Consider the following 18,384-nt stretch of genomic DNA (forward strand, 5'->3'; position numbering starts at 1 on the left):
ATGCTGACCACCTGGTCGGTACGGCGCCGGCTGACCCTCCTGGCCGGGATCACCGCCCTGGCCGGCTGCCTGGTCACCGCCGTCCTGGTCACCATGCTGACCCATGTGGTCCTGCACGACTACCGGACCGAGCAGGCCGCCGCGGCCAGCCACAGGGTCGCCTTCAACGTGGAGTCCTTCGCGCCCGACCGCCTCAAGCCGCTGACCCCCACCGAGGAGATCGACCTCATCCAGGTGGCCGACGACCACGGCATCGTCCGCCAGGCCAGCGCCCGCCTGACGGGCAAGCCGCTGCTGGTCGACGTGAACGCCACGGGCGACGACGGCAGGGTGGACACGACCATCTGCACGCGCCTGGTGCCGGGCGAGCACTGCCTGATCGCCGTCACCTACCGGGCCAAGGTGGGCGACGGCTACTGGATGGTCAACTCCTACGCCCCGGTGGTCCCCTGGTACATCCACCCCCTGTACCTGCTGGGGGTGGGGCTGGCCGTGGTGGTCCTGACCGGGCTGGCCACGGCCGGCGCGTGGGTCACCGTGCGCAGGGCCCTGGCCCCGGTCAAGACCATCAAGAACGAGCTGGCCGAGATCACCGCCACGGACCTGGGCCGCAGGGTCCCGCCCTCGCGCCACGAGGACGAGATCTCCGACCTGGCCGAGACGGTCAACCAGACGCTCGACCGGCTGGAGGCGGCGGTGGAGCAGCAGCGCAGGTTCGCCTCCGACGCCTCCCACGACCTGCGCAGCCCCATCACCGCCATGCGGACGCAGGTCGAGGAGGCCATGCTGCATCCGGACGACACCGACTGGCCCCAGACCAGCAAGGCCCTGCTGTCCAGCATCGACCGGCTGCAGGCGATCGTGGCCGACCTGCTCACGCTGACCAAGCTCGACTCGGGCGCGCCGGGCGCGAGGGAGCCCGTGGACCTGGGCGTGCTGGTGGCCGAGGAACTGGCCCGGCGATCGAGGGGCAAGACGATCATCCGCCATCTGGAGCGGGGCGTGGTGGTGACCGGCGACCGGCTGCGGCTGGCCAGGCTGCTCACCAACCTGCTCGACAACGCCGAGCGCCACGCCGAGACCAGCATCCAGGTGTCGGTGTCCGCGGGCCGCGACGCGGTGCTCGAGGTGCTGGACGACGGCGCGGGCATCGCACCCGACCAGCGCGAGATCGTCTTCCGCCGCTTCACCAGGCTCGACGCCTCCCGCAACCGCGACGCCGGGGGCACGGGCCTGGGCCTGCCGATCGCCAGGGAGATCGCCAGGACGCACGGCGGTACGCTCAAGATCGCCGACTCCCTCGTAGGCGCCCGCTTTGTCCTACATCTTCCTCTACGCAACGGTTACCACGGGTAATACAGTTTCCCCCTGTGACACGTGGTTTCAGCCGATTGCGGCGAGAAGACTTACTCAAGAGCGCCTGCGAGGTCATCGCGGCACAGGGCTTCGGGCACACCAGGACGCTCGACATCGCGCGGGCGGCGGGCGTCAGCCAGGCGTTGCTCTTCTACCACTTCGAGACCAAGGACAAACTCTTCGCACAGGCCTTCGCCTACGCGGCCAGGCGGGACCTCGACGCGCTCGCGCGGCTGGAGCGCTCCGGCGGCACCGCCGTGGAGCGGCTGCGCACGCTGCTCAAGATCTACTCCCCCACGGGCTCGGCCAAGATGTGGCGCGTGTGGATCGACGCCTGGGCGGAGTCGATGCGCAGCGACGACCTGGAGGAGACCTCGCGCCGCCTGGACCTGCGCTGGAAGGAGTCCTTCCGGACGATCGTGGAGGAGGGCGTGGCCTCGGGGGCGTTCGTCTGCGCTGACCCGGAGGCGGCCACCTGGCGCATCCTGTCGCTCGTGGACGGCCTGGCCGTCCAGGTGACCGTCCACCGCAAGGTGCTGTCGCGGCGCAGGATCGCCGAACTGGTGCGCACGGCCGCGGCCGCCGAGCTCTGCATCGCGGCGGAGGACCTTTCGTAGTTATTGGATTCTCCGTACAATTGCGGCCATGACAGCTGCACCGAGCTCACCCGCCGCCAGGGAACGCGACGAGTCGGTCGCGGAGAAGCACGCTTACGAGGCAGTCATCGAGCGCCTGTCGAAGGCATCGGTCGACAAGCACTGGGAGCCCTACGTCGACATCCCATGGGACGACCCCGACTTCCTCATCGACCCCGCCGACCCCCGGTGGGAACTGCCGCCGGTCGACAAGCTCGGCCAGCACCCCTGGTACCGGAGCCGCTCGCCGGAGACCAGGGCGCGCATCGGGCTGTGGCGGGTGGCGACGGCCATGAAGATCGGCCTGCAGTTCGAGAACCTGCTCAAGCGGGGGCTGCTCAACTACGCCTACCGGCTGCCCAACGGCTCGCCCGAGTTCCGCTACGTCTACCACGAGACCATCGAAGAGGGACATCACGGGATGATGTTCCAGGAGTTCGTCAACCGTACGAAGCTCCCGATCCGCGGCATGCCGGGGCCGCTGTCGCTGCTGGCCCAGGTGGCGCCGTGGATCCCGCTGATCTCCACCGAGCTGTTCTTCGTCTTCGTGCTCGGCGGCGAGGACCCGATCGACCACGTGCAGCGCAAGGTGCTCAAGGACGGCTACCGGCACCACCCGCTCGAAGAGACCATCATGCGCATCCACATCGCCGAGGAGGCCAGGCACATCTCCTTCGCGCGCCACTACCTGCGCCGCCGCGTGCCTCGGATGCCCCGCCACCGCCGCTTCGCGCTCGGCGTGCTGTCCCCCGTGATCCTCGGCTTCATGGCCAGGATCATGCTCTCCCCTCCCGGGCCGATGATCCGCGCCTTCAAGATCCCGCCCCAGGTGGTGGAGGAGGTCTACACGGGCAACCAGGAGTTCAAGGCGGAGATCCGCGACTCGGTGGGCAAGACCCGCGCGCTCTGCGCCGAGCTGGGCCTGGTCAACCCGGTGACCAGGCGGATCTGGCAGGTCATGGGGATCTGGGCGGAGCCGCGCCGGTGAGGACGGCGTTCGTCACCGGCGGCGCCTCCGGCATCGGCAGGGCGCTCGCCCAGGCGCTCACGGCGCGGGGCGTGGCCGTCACCGTCGCCGACCTGGCCGCGCCCGACCTTCCCGCCGTGGACCACGCCGAGGTCGACGTCACCTCCGCCGCCGCCGTCAGCGCCGCGGTCCAGGAGGTCGCACGCCGCCACGGCAGGCTCGACTTCGTCTTCAACAACGCGGGGATCGCGGTCGGCGGGCACGCCGAGGAGCTCACCCTCGACCACTGGAACAAGACGATCGACGTCAACCTGCGCGGGGTCGTGCACGGCGTGCACGCCGCCTATCCGATCATGATCGAGCAGGGGTTCGGCCACATCGTCAACACCGCCTCGCTGGCCGGGCTGGTGCCCGCGCCGCTCATGCTCCCCTACACGGCCACCAAGCACGCCGTCGTCGGGCTCTCGACCGCGCTGCGCGCCGAGGCGGCGGCGCACGGGGTCAGGGTGAGCGTGGTCTGCCCAGGGTTCATCGACACGCCGCTGCTGGACAACGCCAATCCGGGCCTGCCGTACACGGAGACGGGCGCCCAGGCGCGCAGCGCCGCGGTCAGGGCGCAGGGGCGGCTGTATCCCGTGGATTCGCTGGCGGCCGACATCATGCGCGGCGTCGCCCGCAACCAGGCGATCATCGTCGCCCCCGCCTCGGGGCGGGCGGCCTGGCGCGGCGCCCGGCTCTGGCCTGCCGGCGCGATCAGGGCGGCGGCGCTGGCCATCAGCCGCGTTTCACCCTCCCAGAAACGGACATAACTCGCATATCGGGGAGGTGGTGGTGTGAGTTCCAAGTCGCGGCAGACCCGCGAGCAGCACGCCCTGCGTGGCGAGTCCGAGACACCGGACGTCCAGCAGCCCTCGAAGGCGACGCGCCAGTCGTCGGCATGGACCAGGCGGACGGCGGGCGGCGGGGCACTCTCGCACCGGCTGGCCAAGTCCTCGCTCCCGTTGCGACGCGGCCAGCGTTCGAGCTAGCGGGTGCGACCCTGATGCCGGTCCCGTCACTCCCGTGCGGGACCGGCACGCGCGTGCCCTGGCGCCCTCGCCGCGGCGGGCGCGCGCGGGTCACCGGCGGCGGGCGCGCGGCCACCACCCCAGGTCGTGCAGCGCCGGGGTCCAGTCGAGCCGGCTCCTCCTGTAGTCGCCGGTGATCGTGTAGGCGGCGAAACCAGGACCGCGCCGCTCCAGCGCGGCGACGAACGCCGCGGCCGCGTCGCCGGCCGCCGTCACCAGGTCGGAGTGGTCACCGGCGTAGGCCTGCCACTCCTCGTCCGGCATGGGGTGGACCAGGCGCAGCGCCGTGACGGTCAGATCGTGCTCGCGGGCCGCGGCCTCGCAGATCTGCTCGCCCAGGCGCTTGGTGAGGCCGTAGGCGTCGACGGCGTCGGGCTCGGGCCGTTTTTCGTAGTCGCGCGTGGCGTACCCCTCGAACACCGACATGCTGCTGGCGTGGACGGCCACCCGCGCCCCCGCCTGCGCGCAGGCCCGCAGCGTGACGTACAGGCCCGTGACGTTGACCGCGAAGTGGCTGTCGACCCACGCGTCACCTTCGCGCCAGCCCTCCTTCCTGCCCATGGCCAGGTAGACGAGCGCGTCGTGGCCCTCGGCCGCGCGCCGTACGTCGTCGTGGTCGGTGACGCTGCCCCGCACGTACGGCACGCCCGCGGCGGGCGGCCGCAGATCCATGACGGTCACGTCGTGGTGGGCGGCCAGCTCGGGCACGACCAGCGCGCCGACCGCGCCGGAACCGCCCGCGACGAGGACGCGCACCCTCACACCTCCTCGTCGGCGAACGCCTTGGCGAACTCCAGGGCCCGGCTGTAGGCCACGGCGACGATCGCCTTCCCCAGCTCCGCCGAGGCGTGCCTGGCGTCGCCGAGCGCGCCAGAGCCCGACAGCAGGTGGTACTGCAACGCCAGGTCGACGCGGGGCGCGGGCGGCGCGGCGTGCGGAGGGACGGGCAGCGGCCGGCCCGGCTCGCCGATCCTGTCGTGCCGCACCACCTCCGGCGCCAGCACCATGCCGACCGAGGTCTCGGCCTCGCACGCGTGGCCGTACCGCTCGCTGCCGACCTCACGGGCGATCACGTCGGCGGCCAGGCCGGCCCACATGAGGTGCGCCATGACGATGCCGTTGTCGCGGCGCAGGCCCCGCGCGGCCAGCCGGACGGCGTCGACGTTGCCGCCGTGCCCGTTGACCACCACGATCCTGCGCGGCCCGGACTGGGCGATCGACTCGGCCACGTCGCGCAGGAAGCCGAGCAGCGTCTCCGGGCGCAGGGTGAGCGTTCCGGGGAAGCCCAGATGGTGCTCCGACAGCCCGTACGGCAGGCCGGGGCACAGCACCGCCGTCTGCCCGAGGTCTTCGGCCAGCCGCCGGGCGAACGCCACGGCGATCGCGTAGTCGGTGTCGTAGGTCAGGTGGTGGCCGTGCTGCTCGGTGGAGCCGATCGGCAGCAGCGCGATCCTCGCTCCGGCCATCGCGGTGGCCGCCTCGTCGGTGACCATGCGGGCGATCTCGTTCACTGACTCCTCCATCTGTCGAGTACCCGCATCGCGGGCAGCACGTCGGCGACCACGCACCGCGGGCGGCGGCCCTCGGTGACGGCCGTGAGAAAGTCGCGGTCCTGCCGGTACAGGCCCTCGCGTTCCATCCGGTCGGCGTCGCCGCAGTCGACCAGCACGCCTGCGGTGCCGTACAGGCGGCCGCCGCTCAGGCGCAGCGTCCGGTCCTCGGCGATCACCACGATGTCCCTGTCGGGCAGCCGCGCGTGGTACGACAGGGCGATCGTGGCCAGCGCCCCGTCCGGGGCGCGCAGCACGGCCGCGGCGTCCATCGGCCTGCCGCTGCCCTGCCACGGCTCGCCGCGCGCCGCCCGCACCGAGACCTCGCCGGCGCCCAGGAACCACAGCGCCGCGTCGACGGTGTGCGCCCCGTGGTGCCACAGGACGTCGTCGGTCCAGTCGCGGGGGCGCCCGTTCATGCCGGTGTCGCGCTGGCGCAGCATCAGCGTGCGGGCCACGACGTGCGTCACGCGCAGCCCCTCCTCGATCCGCTCCCGCACGGCGAGGTACGGCGCGCAGTGGCGCAGCGTGTGCGCGACCGCCAGGTACCTGCCCGTCTCGGCGGACGTCCTGGCCAGCGACTCGGCCTCGCGCAGGCCGAGCGCGACGGGGATCTCGCACAGGGTGTGCAGCCCGGCGCGCAGCGCGGCCTCGGCCTGGGCGGCGTGGCAGGCGTGCGGGGAGGCGATGACGACGGCGTCCAGGCCAGGCTGGGCGTAGAGGTCGTCGGCGGTCGGGTGGACGGCGGGCGGGCCGTACCCGGGGGTGGCGTGCGCGACGGCGAACGCCCTGGCCCGCTCCCTGTCCGGCCCCGCGACGCCGGCCAGGACCGCGCCCGCCCGCGCCAGCGCGGCGGCGTGCCGTTCGGCGATGCCGCCGGGTCCGACGATCCCCACCCGAAGGCCCGCGCTCCGGGTCACGGCGCCAGCCCGAACAACTCGCGGGCCGTGCCGCCGAGGATGAGCCGGTGGTCGTCCTCGGTGAGGTAGGGCCGTTCGAGGACGTGCCTGACGGCGGCGGCGTAGTCGCCGGGGCCGGGGTCGGGGCGGTTCCAGTCGCCGCTCCAGGTGATGCGGTGCGCGCCGTAGGCGGCGACCGTTTCGCGCAGGTAGGCGTCGGCGTCCGCGTGCGGGTACGGCGTGCCGCTGTTGGCGTGGAAGCCCGCCCACATCGTGTAGGTGAGCGGGCGCTCGGCCAGGGCCAGGAAGCGGTCGAAGGCGCGGCGGTCGGCGTCGGGGTAGGTGGTGAAGCCGACGTGCTCCAGCCGTACGCGCAGGCCCGGCAGCTCGGCCAGCAGGCCGGCGAAGCCGGGGTGGGCGATGTCGGCCAGCGGGCCCCTGACGCTGGCCACCAGCCCCGCCGCCGCGATCGCGCGCCAGAGCGCCAGCGGGTCGGGGCCGGGCGACCTGGTCGAGGCCCACAGCCGGACGCCCCTGACGTGGCCGGTGGCGGCCAGCCTGGCGACGTGCGCGGGCGCCCCGTGGGTGTCGGTGTCGACCATCGCCACCGCGGCGAACCTGGCGGGATCGGCCGCGACGCAGCGGGTGAGGTAGGCGTTGTCGGTGTTGCCGACGAACTGGACGAGCACGGCGGCGACCACCCCCGCCTGCGCCATGGCCGGCAGGTACTCCTCCAGAGGCGGATACTTCCACCTGCCGACGTGCACGTGGGAGTCGACGATCACCGCTCGGCCACCTTGACCAGGACCTGGGTGCCGCGCTCGCCGCCGTACACGGCGCGGATCCGCTCGGCCAGCTCGCCGGCCCGCTCCGTCGCCGGCATCGGCAGTTCGCCGGCCGCCTCGTGCACCAGGCGCAGATCCTTCAGCAGGTGGTCGAGCTTGAAGCCGGGCTCCAGATCGGCGGCGGCCAGCCGCGACCACAGGAAGTCCAGCAGCGGCGAGCCCGCCACGCCCAGCCCGACCGACGCGAGCACCTTGGCGATGTCGAGGCCGCCGTGGACGGCCAGCGCGTAGGCCTCGCACGCCGCCAGCGTCGCGCCCGCCACGACGGTCTGGTTGACCAGCTTGGCCAGCTGGCCGGAGCCGGGCGGGCCGTGGTGGACGACCGTCGTGCCCAGGGTCTCCAGCAGCGGCCTGACCCGGGCGAAGGCCGACGCGTCGCCGCCCACCATGATCGACAGCGTGCCCGCCTTCGCTCCCGCGGGGCCGCCGCTGACGGGCGCGTCGAGAACGGTCACACCGCGCCGCTCCCCCTCCTCGGCCCAGTGCCTGGCCAGGTCGGGCGCCGAGGTGGAGCAGTCGACGACGACCGTGCCGGGGACGGCGTTCGCCAGGACGTCGTCCATCACCTCGCGGGGCGCCGGCAGCATCGTGATCACCACCTCCCCGCCGGCGGCCGCGACCGTGGGCGCCGCGCGGGCGCCCAGCTCGACCAGCCGAGCCGTACGGCCCGCCGTCCTGTTGTGCACGATCAGCGCGTGCCCGGCCGCGAGGAGGCGGCCGGCCATCGGCTCGCCCATCGTTCCGGTACCGATCCATCCCACCTGCATGGTCACTCCTGGGTCAGTGGATGCCGGGCCGCGCAGGTCCCGGGACGACGTGCCCCTGCCGGACCCGGACGAGTTCGGCGGGCAGGTCGCCGTTGGCGCGGGGCGCGTACTGGCGGCTGTTGTACTCGAAGGCCTGCCAGTCCAGCGGCAGGGCGGCGGCGAGCCTGGCGGAGTGGACCAGCGCCAGGCCGACGGCGGTGAGGTCCTGGAGCGCGACGCGCATGCCGTGCGCGCGGGCGTGGGCGAGGCTGCGCATGGCCAGGCTCTGCCCGCGGGCGGCCTTGATGACCGATCCGCTCCAGCCGGCCGCGGCGAGGCGCGCGAGGTCCGCCTCGGTGGCCAGGCTCTCGTCAGCGAGGACGGGCAGCCGGGCGCCGATCGCCCGCATGCCGCCGGGGTCGGGCGGCGCGTCCCGCGGGACGGGTTGTTCCAGGTAGGTGAGGGCGTCCCACGCCGGGCTCCCGTCGAGGGCGTCGAGGAGTTCGAGGACGGCGGCGGGCTCCTGGTAGCCCTCGTTGGGGTCGAGGGAGACGGTGTGCCGGGCGCCGGCGCTCTCCCGCAGCACGCGGTGCACCTCGATGACGCGGCGGGCGTCGGCGGCGGGGTCCCGTCCCGAGAGTTTGATCTTGACGTGGGCGATGCCCTCGGCGCGCAGCCACTCCCGCAGCGGGCGGACGGCCGCGCGGCGCGGGGGCGCGACGTCAGCCCGGCCGGGCGGGCCCGACTCGAGGCGGCCCGATTCGACCGCGTCCGGTTTGAGGGGGTCCGGTTCGCGGGGGTGTTCGAGGGGATCTGCTTCGAGGGGGTCGTCGAGCCCGACGACGTGCTGGACCGGCAGCCGGCGGCGGGCCGGGCCGAGGTCGAGGCCCTCGTACAGCGAGGTGGCCGGGGCTCCCGCGGCCCGCGCCCATCCGTCGTGGACGGCGTTGTCCACGGCCCCGAGAGCGAGGGCGGCGGCCAGCTCGGGCACCGGCTCGGGGCCGCCGGCCGCTTCCGCCCCGTCGCGCCGCGCGCACGCGGCGGCCTCGGACAGCTCCCGGTGGATCGCGAACGGGTCGCCGGACCTCACCTCGGTCGCGGCGGCGGCCAGCCGCTCGGTCAACCGGCGTAAGACGAGGTCGCGTACCGTCCACGACAGCCCGGACACCGGCCACGACCACGGCACGGACAGCACGCTCGCCCCCTCGCCCCAGGCCACGCGACCCGCGCGGTCCTCGACCGTCACCCGCACCACGGCGAGGGTGAACCTGTCGACCGTCGCGCCGGACAGGCGCAACGGGTGGTCGAGCCGGACGTCGTGGAAGGCGGCGGCCGCCTCGCGGACCGAGACGTCTGTCGAACGCATCTCACCAACCTAGGACCTAGGATCTACCTGCTGGCTCATTTCATCACATCCTGGGGGCTGCCGTGAAGATCGTGACCCTGCCCTACGACGCCGCGCCGACCGCGGACGGCCACCACCCGGCGGCGCGCCGCTCCCGGCCCGACGAGCGGCGCCGGCTCGACCTGCTGGAGCCCAACCACGTGCGCGCGCCGTACGCCCTCTGCTTCGTCCACGGCGGCGGCTGGCGGTCGGGCGACCGCGCGCAGTGGCACGAGCAGATGCGCGCCGCGGCCGGCCGCGGCGTGACGAGCGCCTCGCTCGGCTACCGCGTCGGCGGGCGGCTGGCGGAGATGACGGCCGACGTCGCCGACGGCTACCGCACGCTGCGGCGACGGCTCGGCGATCGGCCCGTCGCGCTGGTCGGCAGCTCGGCCGGCGCGCACCTGGCCACGCTGTTCGCCCTGTCCGGCCATGGTGCCGGCCATCTGGACGTGCATCAGGACGGGCACCCGGACGCACATCAGGACGGCCCTCGGAGCGGCCACCCGGACGGCCCTCGGGGCGGCCACCCGGACGGCGAGGCGCCGCTGGCGTGCGTGAGCCTCAACGGCCCCGGCACGCCGTTCCCATGGGAGGGCATGCATCCCGAGATCGCCCCCGCGGTCGAAGAGTTGGCCGCGGAGGGGCGCGCGGCCGACCCCGGCACGCTCGCGCACGCGGGCGCGCCGCCGTTCCTGTTCGTCGTCGTGGGCAGGGAGCGCTACTTCCCGCACGCGCACGTCCACGCGCTGGCCGCGCTCCTGCCCTCGGCGAGGGTCGTGACGCTCCCCCGCGCCGAGCACGGCTTCTTCTACCGGACGGCGGCCGAGGGCGCGGCCGCCGCTCAGGCCGAGATCGACGCGTTCCTGACCGCGGCGCTGACCGCCTCCAGCACGCGCACGGGGGCGAGCAGCTCCTCGGCCGACAGCGGCCACTCGCCGGTGCGCACCATGTCGGCGAAGCGCCGCAGCGACGGCAGCGTGTAGTCCGGGCCCAGCGCGAGCCGCTCGGCCGCCACCGCCTTGGTGCCGGCCACCTGCAGATGGAAGGGCACAGCCGTGTGAGCGTCGCGCTCGACCAGGGTGACGACGGCGTGGGCGTCCCCCGCGGCGACGGTCACCAGGACCACTCCCGGCAGGACCTGGACGGACGGCGCCGCGGTGGGGACGGGCAGCAGGTGCAGGGCCACCTCCACCGCGTGCACGCCGTAGAAGCCGATGCCGCCGAACGGGCTGTCGCGTTGCACGGGTCCGGTGGCGACGACCGCGCGCACCTCGCCGAGCTCGGCGGGCGCCGACACGGCGGGGTGCCAGCGCAGCGCGCTGTAGGAGGTGACGGGCACACCGCCCGCCGCGGCCGCCGCGATGACCGCCTCCGCGTCGGCGACCGTGGTGGCCAGCGGCTTGTCGACGAACACCGGGATGCCCGCCTTGAGCAGCGGCTCGGCATGCCGGCGGTGCAGGGAGCCGTCCCTGTCCATGACGATCGCCGCGTCCACCAGGCCGATCAGCTCCTCGGGGTGCCGCACGTGCGTGGCGACGCCGAGCCGTTCCGCCTGCTCGCCCGTGCCGCCCTGGACGGCCACGACCCGGGCGGGTCCCAGCGCGTGCTCCTTGTTCAGGTGCCGGACGGCATGGTCGGCGTGGGTGTTGTCGATGCCGATGAGGCCCAGTCGCATCCGCTGCTCCGATCGCTCGATGTGCCCGCGAGCTTATGACATAGGACCTCCCTTTGCCATGAATCCGGACTTATTGACCTATGGGAGGCAGAAAACTAGAGTCCTAGGTCAGATCTTTGAAGGGAGAACCGTGCGATTCGGGATCGTGGGGTGCGGGGTCATCGGAGCCCTGCACGCGAGGCTCATCGCCTCCATGGAGGGTACGGCGGAGCTGGCCGCCGTCGCGGACACCGACCGGGAACGGGCCACGCGCCTCGCCGCCGAGCACGGCGTGGACGCGCACGGCGACCCGGCCGAGCTGTACGCCAGGGACGACATCGAGGCCGTGGTCGTCTGCCTGCCCAGCGGCCTGCACGCCGAGGCCGCCGTCCCCGCGCTGCGGGCGGGCAAGCACGTGGTCATCGAGAAGCCGATCGACATCACGCTGGAGGCGGCCGACCGGATCATCGCGGCCGAGCGCGAGTCGGGCAGGACCGTCACGGTGATCAGCCAGCGCCGTTTCGAGCCGTCGTTCCGCCAGGTGGGGGCCGCGGTGGCGGCGGGCGAGCTCGGCCGCCTCACGTCCGGAACGGCGGAGGTGACGTTGTGGCGGCCCCAGTCCTACTACGACTCGGGCGGCTGGCGCGGCACATGGGCGCTGGACGGCGGAGGCGCGCTGATGAACCAGGGCGTGCACGTCGTCGACCTGATGCTGGCGCTGCTCGGCCCGGCCCAGGAGGTGTCGGCGTACGCGGGACTGCTGGCGCACGAGGGCATCGAGGTGGAGGACACCGCGGCGGCCGTGGTCCGCTTCGCGGGCGGCGCGCTGGGCCGGCTGTTCGCCACGACGGCCGCGCACGGCGGTAACAGCGTGCGCGTCTCGGTGCACGGCGACGCCGGGCACGCGGTCGTGGAGAACGAGGTGATCACCGCCTTCAGGGTCGGCGAGGACGACCGCGCCGAGCCGGAGCCGCCGGCCAGGCTCGGGGCGGCGGCCCACCGCCTGCAGCTGGAGGACTTCGTCGCGGCGGTGCGCGAGGGCCGGGCCCCCGAGGTCACCTCGGCCGACGGAAGGGCGGCGCTGGCCCTGGTCCTGGCGGTCTACGAGTCGGCCCGCACCGGGGTCTCGGTCAAGCCGGGCTGATCCCCGGAGCGCTTCGGATGCCTTGCCGCCCGTCCCGCACGTGTACGCGAGGGCACCCGTGCGGGACGGGCGGCGGGGCGGGACGGGCGGCGGGGCAGGGCACGCGCCGGCGGCGGGAGGCGGCCGCCGGGCATGCTCGGTCAGGTCACGCCGGTCAGACTGGAGGCCGGGCAGGTCATGCCGGGCAGGTCAGGCAGGCCGGTCAGGCCAGGCTGATCAGGCGGGGCAGGCGAAGCGGTAGGTGGCGTCGAGCCGCCAGGTCGCGCCTTCCGCCACGTCCTCCAGCTGTCCCGGGTAGACGCGGGTGGGGTAGGCCTTGTTGTAGCCCGGCTGGTCGGTCTTGACCCAGATCCCCGAGCCGCTCGCGTGGGCGTATCCCGCCTGGAAGTCGGGAGTCAGCTCCACCGAGAGCGCCAGGCCGTTGCTCCTGTTGTACATCTGCACGCCGTAGGCGTCGGCGCGCGGCCGTCCGGGAACGGTGAGGTCGTGCTCGCGCGCTTCGCCCATGAACCTGCACCTGGTCGAGACGGCGGCGTTCTTGTCGGCCGGAAGCATCGCGCCGTAGGCGTTCGCGACCGTCCGCGCCTGCCGCCAGGTCAGGCTCCAGCGCAGCCGCAGCCCGGCGGACGTGATGAGGTGGCGCACCCGCAGGTCGCCGACCACGCCTCTGTCGCCGCGGGAGAGCAGGTCGTTCTCCTGGGCCAGCTCGAACTCGGCCGCGGAGGCGTACTCGGGGAGCTCGTCGACGGGCATGGCACGCCCGTCCAGCACCACCAGCGACCCCCGCGAGAGCTCGAAGCCGTGCATGCCGCCGATATGACTCTCCCCCTGCAGCGAGAGGGCGTACTCGTAGTTGGCGGGCGTCGCGAGCCGCGCCGGGTTCGTCTCGACGACGCCGGGACCCGGGACGTCGGCCGACAGGTCGACCGCGAACACCTCCTGCAGGCGCCAGGCGTCGAGGCTGATCCCCGTCGCGGTGAACCGCTGCAGGTCGTAGCGGATCCACCGGTGCCCTTCGCGCCTGGTCCAGAGCCGCAGTTTGGTTTCCCGCCGCACGTACTGCGCGTACACCGCGGACACTCCCGCGGGCGCCGCCGAGGAGGCCGCCGCGGCGGGGACGGCCGCGGGGACGGCGACGGTGGCCGCCGCGCCCGCCACCGTCAGCGCGCCGCCGCCCAGCAGGGATCGCCGGCGCAGGAGGGTCCTCGGGCGCGCCGCGTCCGGTGCACCTGTCACGCGAGGTCCCCGACCTTGCGCCAGTCGGCCGCCGAGGCCGTGCCCTTGGCCACGTACAGCGCGTTGTTCGCCAGGGCCAGCTGTCCGGCGTAGGCGGGGGTGGCGGTGATCACCGCCGGGACGTCCAGGGAAGCCTCGGGCCGCCAGGTCCCCGGGGTGCCCGCCACCGTGCAGATCCACCGGGACGGCTGGCCCGCGGCCGGGTTGCGCAGCTGGACGACCATGTTCTTGTCCCACCAGCCCGTGGTCGGCAGGGCGTCGAGGGTGACGACGAAGGAGAAGGTGATGTCCTCGGCCGACTTGGTCTTGAACAGGCCCGTCTTGTTGCCGGTGAGGGTGTTGGCCCCGATGTCCACGCCCCTGGTGCGCGGGTGGATGAAGATGCCGAAGTCCTGGGTCTTGGTGGCCTGGTCGTCGAAGCTGCGGTTGCCGACGATGACGACGTTCTCCGACTTCTTGCCGTCCCTCGCGTAGGTCCTGATGCCGCCGCGGTCCTCGGCGATGAGGTGCCCGTCGAAGTTCTGGTAGTTGTTGTAGACCACGTTGCCGACGACGGTGCAGTCGACGGCCTCCCAGACGTTGATCCCGACCGTGTTGCAGTGGCCGATGATGTTGTTGGCGATCACGAGCTTGCGGCAGCGGTCGGTGGACAGGCCCGCGTCGCCGCCGCCGAAGATCACGTTGCGGTCGAAGAAGCCGTCGTGGATGTCGTAGATGGCCATCATGTCGGCGTTTCCGCCCCACTTGAAGGCCTTGTAGTTGCCGGTGAGGGTGTTGTCGGTCGCCCTGACGAAGCGGTGCTTCTGCGCCCCCGGATGGATGGTGCCACCGGAGGTGATGTAGATCGGGGTACCGGAGAATTCGGGGTGCGGCCCGCCGCCGATGCGCTCGACGCGGCAGCGGCTGATGGTGAGGTGCTCGGTGTGGGAGGCGACCGTCCCGTGGACGTGCATGCCGAACTGGGAAAGGTCGTGCACGTCGCAGTCGTCGATCAGGATGTGCGTGGAGTTGCCGACGACGTTGAGCCCGATGTAGCCCTTGGTCAGGCGGCAGCCCACCACCTGGAGCCGGTGGGAGTCCCCGATCCGCACCAGCGCGGTGGAGCCCACGCCGGAAGGACGGTCGTAGGCGCCGGCGGTGAGGCCCTCGACGTGCAGGTTGTCGAGGATCACGTCGGTGCTCGCGGTGACGTGCACACCGGCCAGGAGCGGGCGCCGCTCGCCGCAGTCCAGCTTGAGGTTGCGCAGCGTCACCACCGAGACGTCCTTGACGGCGAGCACGTGCGGATCGGCGTAGCCGCTGGTGAGGGCCAGCGTGGCGCGGGCGCGGTCGGAGGCGAGCGCGACACCCGTCTTGAGCTGGAGCGACTTGCCGAGCAGGTACTGCTTGCCGGCCCGCAGCACCACCGTGCCGCCACCGGCCGCGGCGGCGGCGTCGATCGCCCGCTGCAGCGCCGCGGAGTCGTCGGCCACGCCGTCGGCGACCGCGCCGTAGGCGTCGGCGGGGTAGAGGTTGATGCTGTTGACGGTGGCGGCGTTCTCGGGGGTGGCCGCCTGGGCGGGCGGCGCAACGGCCACCACGGGGGCGGCCGCCGCGGCGGCGAGCCCGAGCCCTGCCAAGACCGAGCGGCGGGAGGTCTCCTGATGCGTCACGACGATCCTTTCCTAGGACCTAGGACGGAAGTATTGGCCGGAATGTAACCGCCGATCCACGGGCCGTCAAGGAATCGGCCGCGCTGGAATGCCTCTTGACCCTGGGCGGAAGCGCTGTACGGTGGGCACACACATCTGTCCTATGTCTTAATTGAGAGGGCGGTCCCCATGAAGGTCGGAGCCGCGATCGTCGCCGTCTGCCTGTTAACCGCCTGCGGCGGCCAAGCCTCGGGCGGCGGCGACAGGGAGATCACCGTCTGGAGCATGTGGTCGGAGGGCGAGCCCAACCAGAAGGTGCTGGCCGAGGCCGCCGCCGACTTCGAGAAGGAGACGGGCGTCAAGGTCAGGACCCAGTGGAAGGGCCGCACCGCGGTCAAGACGTTCCTGCCCAGCCTGAACACCGACCACGTGCCCGCCGACCTGGTGGAGGGCAACAACAGGGAGCTGACCAGGCAGTTCGCCGCGACCAAGGCCGCCCTCGACCTGTCCGACGTCTACCAGGCCAAGGTCCACGGCGAGCAGGCCACCGTCGCCGAGACCGTCGGCGAGGCCTACCGGCGGATGGCCACCTCGGCCGACGGGGTGGTCACCCAGGTCCCCTACCAGGTCTCCACCTACGGCTGGTTCTTCAACGGCAAGGCCTTCCCCGAACTGGTCACCGCGCCCCCCAAGACGTGGGAGGAGTTCACCGCCCTGCTGGAGGCGCAGCAGGCCAAGGGCCGCAAGCCGCTCGGGCAGGACGGCAGCATCCCGAACTACAACGCCCGCTACCTGGAGCACTTCGCCCGCGCGATCATGGGCGACGAGGGCTGGCACGCGCTCGCGCCCGACCGCACGGGGCGCGGCTGGCTCAAGCCGGAGGTGCTCCAGGCGGCCACGATGGTGGAGAACCTGGCCAAGGGCGGCTACTTCCCCGACGGCTTCAACGCCACCAAGTTCCCCGCCATGCAGCAGAAATGGGCAGGCGGGGAGTCCGACTTCCTCTACCAGGGCACCTACCTGCCCAAGGAGGTCGCGCCGTACGCCGCGCCCGGCTTCGAGTTCCGCGCCTTCCGCTTCCCGGCCGTGGCCGGGAAGACGCCGACGTTGAACGTGACGACCACCGGGTTCGGCATCCCCAAGAAGGCGCGCAACGCCGCCGACGCCAAGCGCTTCGTCGCCTTCTTCCTGCAGCGCAAGTACCAGGAGAAGGTCTCCACCGTGGCGCTGGAGATGTCGGTGCGCAAGGACGTGCCCGCCGCGCCGCAGATCGCCGACCTGAAGAAGGCGCTGGACAGCGGTGAGATCAACAAGGCCGACGTGGTCGACTCCGGCGACTTCACCAGCAAGGTACTGCTGCCGCTGAGCGACCAGCTGCTCTTCGGGAAGATCAGCGCGGCCGAGTTCACCACGAGGATGGCCGAGCAGGCCGCCGCCTACTGGAAGTCGAAGGGCTGATGGCGGTACGTCTGCTGGAGCGCGCGCCGGCGCGGCCTGCCGTACGGAGGGAGGGTGTGGGGCCCTTCGAGGCGGCCAGGCGCCGGATGATCGGCCCGTTCCTGCTTCCCGCGCTGGTCTGCTACACGCTCGTCATGATCGTGCCGAGCGTCTTCACCGTCTGGATCAGCTTCAACGACTGGGCCGGGGCCGGCCCCATGGAGTGGGCGGGGCTCGGCAACTACACCGAGATGGTCGCCGACCCCGTCTTCGGCCGGTCGTTCGCGAACACCATGAAGATCCTGTTCGGCGTGGGCGCGGCCGTCTTCGTCATCGCCTTCGTGCTGACCATGCTGCTGCAGGACATGGCCGGCCGGAAGTTCGTGCGGGCCGTGGTGTTCTTCCCCAGCCTGGTGCCGGGGCTGGTGATCGCCATCCTGTGGGGGTTCCTGCTGGACCCCGACGGGCTGGCCACCTCGGTCCTGAAGTCGCTGGGGGTGCCCGACCCGCCGCTGTGGCTGGCGCCGGAGAACATGTTCACCACCGTCATGGCCGGCATGACATGGCTGGCGGCCGGGACGTACACGGTGATCTTCATGGCGGCGGCCGACCGCATCCCGCGCGCCTTCTACGAGGCCGCCGAGCTGGACGGCGCCTCGGCCGCGCGCCGGTTCTGGCACATCACGGTGCCGCTGATGTGGGACGTCATCGGGGTGTGCGCGGTGCTGTGGGCGATCGGCGCGCTCAAGACCTTCGAGTTCGTGCTGGTCTTCGCGGGAGCGGCGGGCAGCCTGCCGCCCACCGACCTGTGGACGTTCTCCGTCTACGCCTACGCGGGGGCCTTCCCCTCCGACGGTGTGCCGAGGTACGGCATCGCCTCGGCCGCCGCCGTCCTCACCATGGTCCTCACCGTCGTGCTGACCCTCCTGGTCCGCAGGGTGATGGGCCGCCGCGAGCGCACCGACTACTGAGGAGCCGCATGACCACCCGCACCGTACGGCGCAGCCGCGGCCCCCTGTTCCTGCTGGCGATGCCGCTGGCCTGGTCGCTGGCCGTCTTCGACCTGTTCGTGGTCGGCTGGATGGCGCTGTCGTCGCTGAAGACCACCAGGGAGGTCGTTCACGACCCGTGGGGGCTGCCCGCCCAGCTCCAGTGGGGCAACTACGCCGAGGCGTGGACCTCGGCCGCCTTCGGCGAAGGCGTGCTCAACTCGCTGCTGCTGGTGACGGGCAGCGGCCTCGGCACGATCCTGCTGGCCGCGCCCGCGGCCTACGTGCTGTCGCGCTTCCGCTGGCGGCTGTCGGGCCCCGTCACCGTGCTGTTCGCGATGGGACTGGGCATCCCGGGCCCCGCCATCATGATCCCGATCTACCTGGGCCTGGACCGGATGGGCCTGATCGACTCGCTGGCCGGTCTGCTGATCGTCTACATCGCCACCAACCTGCCGTTCTCCGTCTTCTTCCTGACCGCCTTCTTCGCCTCGCTCCCCCGGGAGCTGGAGGAGGCGGCGGCGCTGGACGGGTCGGGGCCCTACCACACCTACTGGCGCGTCATGCTGCCGCTGACCAGATCGGGGCTGATCGCGCTGTTCATCCTGCAGGCGATCGGCGACTGGGGCGAGACCTTCTTCGCCCTGTCGTTCCTGCGCGAGCAGAAGACGATCTCGCTGACGCTGCTGAACTTCGTCCAGACCATGCAGTACACCGGCGCGCGCTGGTCGGTGCTGTTCGCCGGGATCTGCATCGTCGTGATCCCGCTGCTGCTGCTCTACCTGTGGATGAGCAGCCGCCTCATCGAGGGCATCGCCGCCGGGTACGGGAAGTGAGGAGC

The 18,384-nt window shown here is 72.6% G+C and carries 18 protein-coding genes and 1 pseudogene; 10 read left to right on the forward strand and 9 right to left on the reverse strand.

Features of this window, described 5'->3' with window-relative positions; all coding sequences use genetic code 11:
• From ACWENQ_RS13285 to ACWENQ_RS13305, 5 genes are read left to right on the forward strand one after another with little or no spacing between them, the layout of a single operon-like run.
• Positions 1-1,356 carry a sensor histidine kinase gene (locus tag ACWENQ_RS13285; protein ID WP_452414271.1) on the forward strand — a complete coding sequence of 452 codons (1,356 nt, stop codon included), beginning with the start codon at positions 1-3 and terminating at the stop codon, positions 1,354-1,356.
• A 35-nt stretch (positions 1,357-1,391) separates the two neighbouring features.
• Positions 1,392-1,973 (forward strand): TetR/AcrR family transcriptional regulator, encoded by a 582-nt coding sequence (locus ACWENQ_RS13290; RefSeq protein ID WP_452414272.1) that lies wholly within the window; start codon positions 1,392-1,394, stop codon positions 1,971-1,973.
• Between the two features lie 28 nt (positions 1,974-2,001).
• The gene (locus ACWENQ_RS13295; RefSeq protein WP_452414273.1) at positions 2,002-2,979 is read left to right on the forward strand and encodes an AurF N-oxygenase family protein; all 978 of its coding nucleotides are present in this window, start codon (positions 2,002-2,004) and stop codon (positions 2,977-2,979) included.
• Positions 2,976-3,767, forward strand: coding sequence for an SDR family NAD(P)-dependent oxidoreductase (locus ACWENQ_RS13300; protein ID WP_452414274.1), 792 nt, complete (start codon positions 2,976-2,978; stop codon positions 3,765-3,767). The genes ACWENQ_RS13295 and ACWENQ_RS13300 overlap by 4 nt, the downstream gene beginning before the upstream one ends.
• Before the next feature lie 24 nt (positions 3,768-3,791).
• Positions 3,792-3,986 carry a hypothetical protein gene (locus ACWENQ_RS13305; RefSeq protein WP_354904644.1) on the forward strand — a complete coding sequence of 65 codons (195 nt, stop codon included), beginning with the start codon at positions 3,792-3,794 and terminating at the stop codon, positions 3,984-3,986.
• Between the two features lie 90 nt (positions 3,987-4,076).
• Here the strand turns inward: ACWENQ_RS13305 and ACWENQ_RS13310 are convergent, their stop codons facing one another.
• Genes ACWENQ_RS13310 through ACWENQ_RS13335 form a run of 6 tightly spaced genes read right to left on the reverse strand, consistent with a single transcriptional unit; the run spans position 4,077 to position 9,431 of the window.
• Complete coding sequence (locus tag ACWENQ_RS13310) at positions 4,077-4,787, reverse strand: NAD-dependent epimerase/dehydratase family protein (protein WP_449924622.1); 711 nt, start codon at positions 4,785-4,787, stop codon at positions 4,077-4,079.
• Positions 4,784-5,536: a creatininase family protein gene (locus ACWENQ_RS13315; protein ID WP_449924625.1), complete on the reverse strand. Its 753-nt coding sequence runs from the start codon at positions 5,534-5,536 to the stop codon at positions 4,784-4,786. Before ACWENQ_RS13315 ends, ACWENQ_RS13310 begins: the two co-directional genes overlap by 4 nt.
• Positions 5,533-6,471 (reverse strand): Gfo/Idh/MocA family protein, encoded by a 939-nt coding sequence (locus ACWENQ_RS13320; protein ID WP_449924628.1) that lies wholly within the window; start codon positions 6,469-6,471, stop codon positions 5,533-5,535. The genes ACWENQ_RS13315 and ACWENQ_RS13320 overlap by 4 nt, the downstream gene beginning before the upstream one ends.
• 20 nt (positions 6,472-6,491) lie before the next feature.
• Complete coding sequence (locus tag ACWENQ_RS13325; RefSeq protein ID WP_449924631.1) at positions 6,492-7,259, reverse strand: amidohydrolase family protein; 768 nt, start codon at positions 7,257-7,259, stop codon at positions 6,492-6,494.
• The gene (locus tag ACWENQ_RS13330; RefSeq protein WP_354904655.1) at positions 7,256-8,086 is read right to left on the reverse strand and encodes an NAD(P)-dependent oxidoreductase; all 831 of its coding nucleotides are present in this window, start codon (positions 8,084-8,086) and stop codon (positions 7,256-7,258) included. Before ACWENQ_RS13330 ends, ACWENQ_RS13325 begins: the two co-directional genes overlap by 4 nt.
• A 13-nt stretch (positions 8,087-8,099) precedes the next feature.
• The gene (locus tag ACWENQ_RS13335) at positions 8,100-9,431 is read right to left on the reverse strand and encodes an enolase C-terminal domain-like protein (protein ID WP_452414276.1); all 1,332 of its coding nucleotides are present in this window, start codon (positions 9,429-9,431) and stop codon (positions 8,100-8,102) included.
• Positions 9,432-9,493: 62 nt separating this feature from the next.
• On the opposite strand from ACWENQ_RS13335, the gene ACWENQ_RS13340 reads away from it, so the two are divergent.
• On the forward strand, positions 9,494-10,435 hold the full coding sequence (locus ACWENQ_RS13340; RefSeq protein ID WP_452414277.1) for an alpha/beta hydrolase: 942 nt from the start codon (positions 9,494-9,496) through the stop codon (positions 10,433-10,435).
• Positions 10,436-10,791: 356 nt separating this feature from the next.
• Here ACWENQ_RS13340 and ACWENQ_RS13345 read toward each other — a convergent pair.
• A pseudogene (locus tag ACWENQ_RS13345) lies at positions 10,792-11,127 on the reverse strand (Gfo/Idh/MocA family oxidoreductase); the annotation flags it as partial.
• Positions 11,128-11,257: 130 nt separating this feature from the next.
• On the opposite strand from ACWENQ_RS13345, the gene ACWENQ_RS13350 reads away from it, so the two are divergent.
• Positions 11,258-12,250 carry a Gfo/Idh/MocA family protein gene (locus ACWENQ_RS13350; RefSeq protein WP_452414279.1) on the forward strand — a complete coding sequence of 331 codons (993 nt, stop codon included), beginning with the start codon at positions 11,258-11,260 and terminating at the stop codon, positions 12,248-12,250.
• Between the two features lie 216 nt (positions 12,251-12,466).
• Here the strand turns inward: ACWENQ_RS13350 and ACWENQ_RS13355 are convergent, their stop codons facing one another.
• Together ACWENQ_RS13355 and ACWENQ_RS13360 are read right to left on the reverse strand one after the other, a co-directional pair.
• Entirely contained in the window at positions 12,467-13,486 is a 1,020-nt protein-coding gene (locus ACWENQ_RS13355) for a hypothetical protein (RefSeq protein ID WP_452414281.1), read from the reverse strand.
• Entirely contained in the window at positions 13,483-15,138 is a 1,656-nt protein-coding gene (locus tag ACWENQ_RS13360) for a right-handed parallel beta-helix repeat-containing protein (RefSeq protein WP_452414282.1), read from the reverse strand. The genes ACWENQ_RS13355 and ACWENQ_RS13360 overlap by 4 nt, the downstream gene beginning before the upstream one ends.
• Before the next feature lie 168 nt (positions 15,139-15,306).
• Between ACWENQ_RS13360 and ACWENQ_RS13365 the strand changes: the two genes are divergently transcribed.
• The 3 genes from ACWENQ_RS13365 to ACWENQ_RS13375 are packed head-to-tail and all read left to right on the forward strand — an operon-like array spanning position 15,307 to position 18,379.
• The gene (locus ACWENQ_RS13365) at positions 15,307-16,575 is read left to right on the forward strand and encodes an ABC transporter substrate-binding protein (protein WP_452414284.1); all 1,269 of its coding nucleotides are present in this window, start codon (positions 15,307-15,309) and stop codon (positions 16,573-16,575) included.
• Positions 16,575-17,525, forward strand: a complete 951-nt coding sequence (locus tag ACWENQ_RS13370; protein ID WP_452414285.1) for a carbohydrate ABC transporter permease — start codon at positions 16,575-16,577, stop codon at positions 17,523-17,525. Before ACWENQ_RS13365 ends, ACWENQ_RS13370 begins: the two co-directional genes overlap by 1 nt.
• An 8-nt stretch (positions 17,526-17,533) precedes the next feature.
• Positions 17,534-18,379 carry a carbohydrate ABC transporter permease gene (locus tag ACWENQ_RS13375; protein ID WP_449924657.1) on the forward strand — a complete coding sequence of 282 codons (846 nt, stop codon included), beginning with the start codon at positions 17,534-17,536 and terminating at the stop codon, positions 18,377-18,379.
• Positions 18,380-18,384: the final 5 nt, after the last annotated feature.

The organism is Nonomuraea sp. NPDC004354 (assembly GCF_053602555.1).

Bases quoted from the DNA above. Each gene is read 5' to 3' on its own strand.
- ACWENQ_RS13285 (WP_452414271.1), top strand. From the start codon at position 1: ATGCTGACCACCTGGTCGGTACGGCGCCGGCTGACCCTCCTGGCCGGG.
- ACWENQ_RS13295 (WP_452414273.1), top strand. From the start codon at position 2,002: ATGACAGCTGCACCGAGCTCACCCGCCGCCAGGGAACGCGACGAGTCG.
- ACWENQ_RS13330 (WP_354904655.1), bottom strand. From the start codon at position 8,086: ATGCAGGTGGGATGGATCGGTACCGGAACGATGGGCGAGCCGATGGCC.
- ACWENQ_RS13335 (WP_452414276.1), bottom strand. From the start codon at position 9,431: ATGCGTTCGACAGACGTCTCGGTCCGCGAGGCGGCCGCCGCCTTCCAC.
- ACWENQ_RS13365 (WP_452414284.1), top strand. From the start codon at position 15,307: ATGAAGGTCGGAGCCGCGATCGTCGCCGTCTGCCTGTTAACCGCCTGC.
- ACWENQ_RS13370 (WP_452414285.1), top strand. From the start codon at position 16,575: ATGGCGGTACGTCTGCTGGAGCGCGCGCCGGCGCGGCCTGCCGTACGG.
- ACWENQ_RS13375 (WP_449924657.1), top strand. From the start codon at position 17,534: ATGACCACCCGCACCGTACGGCGCAGCCGCGGCCCCCTGTTCCTGCTG.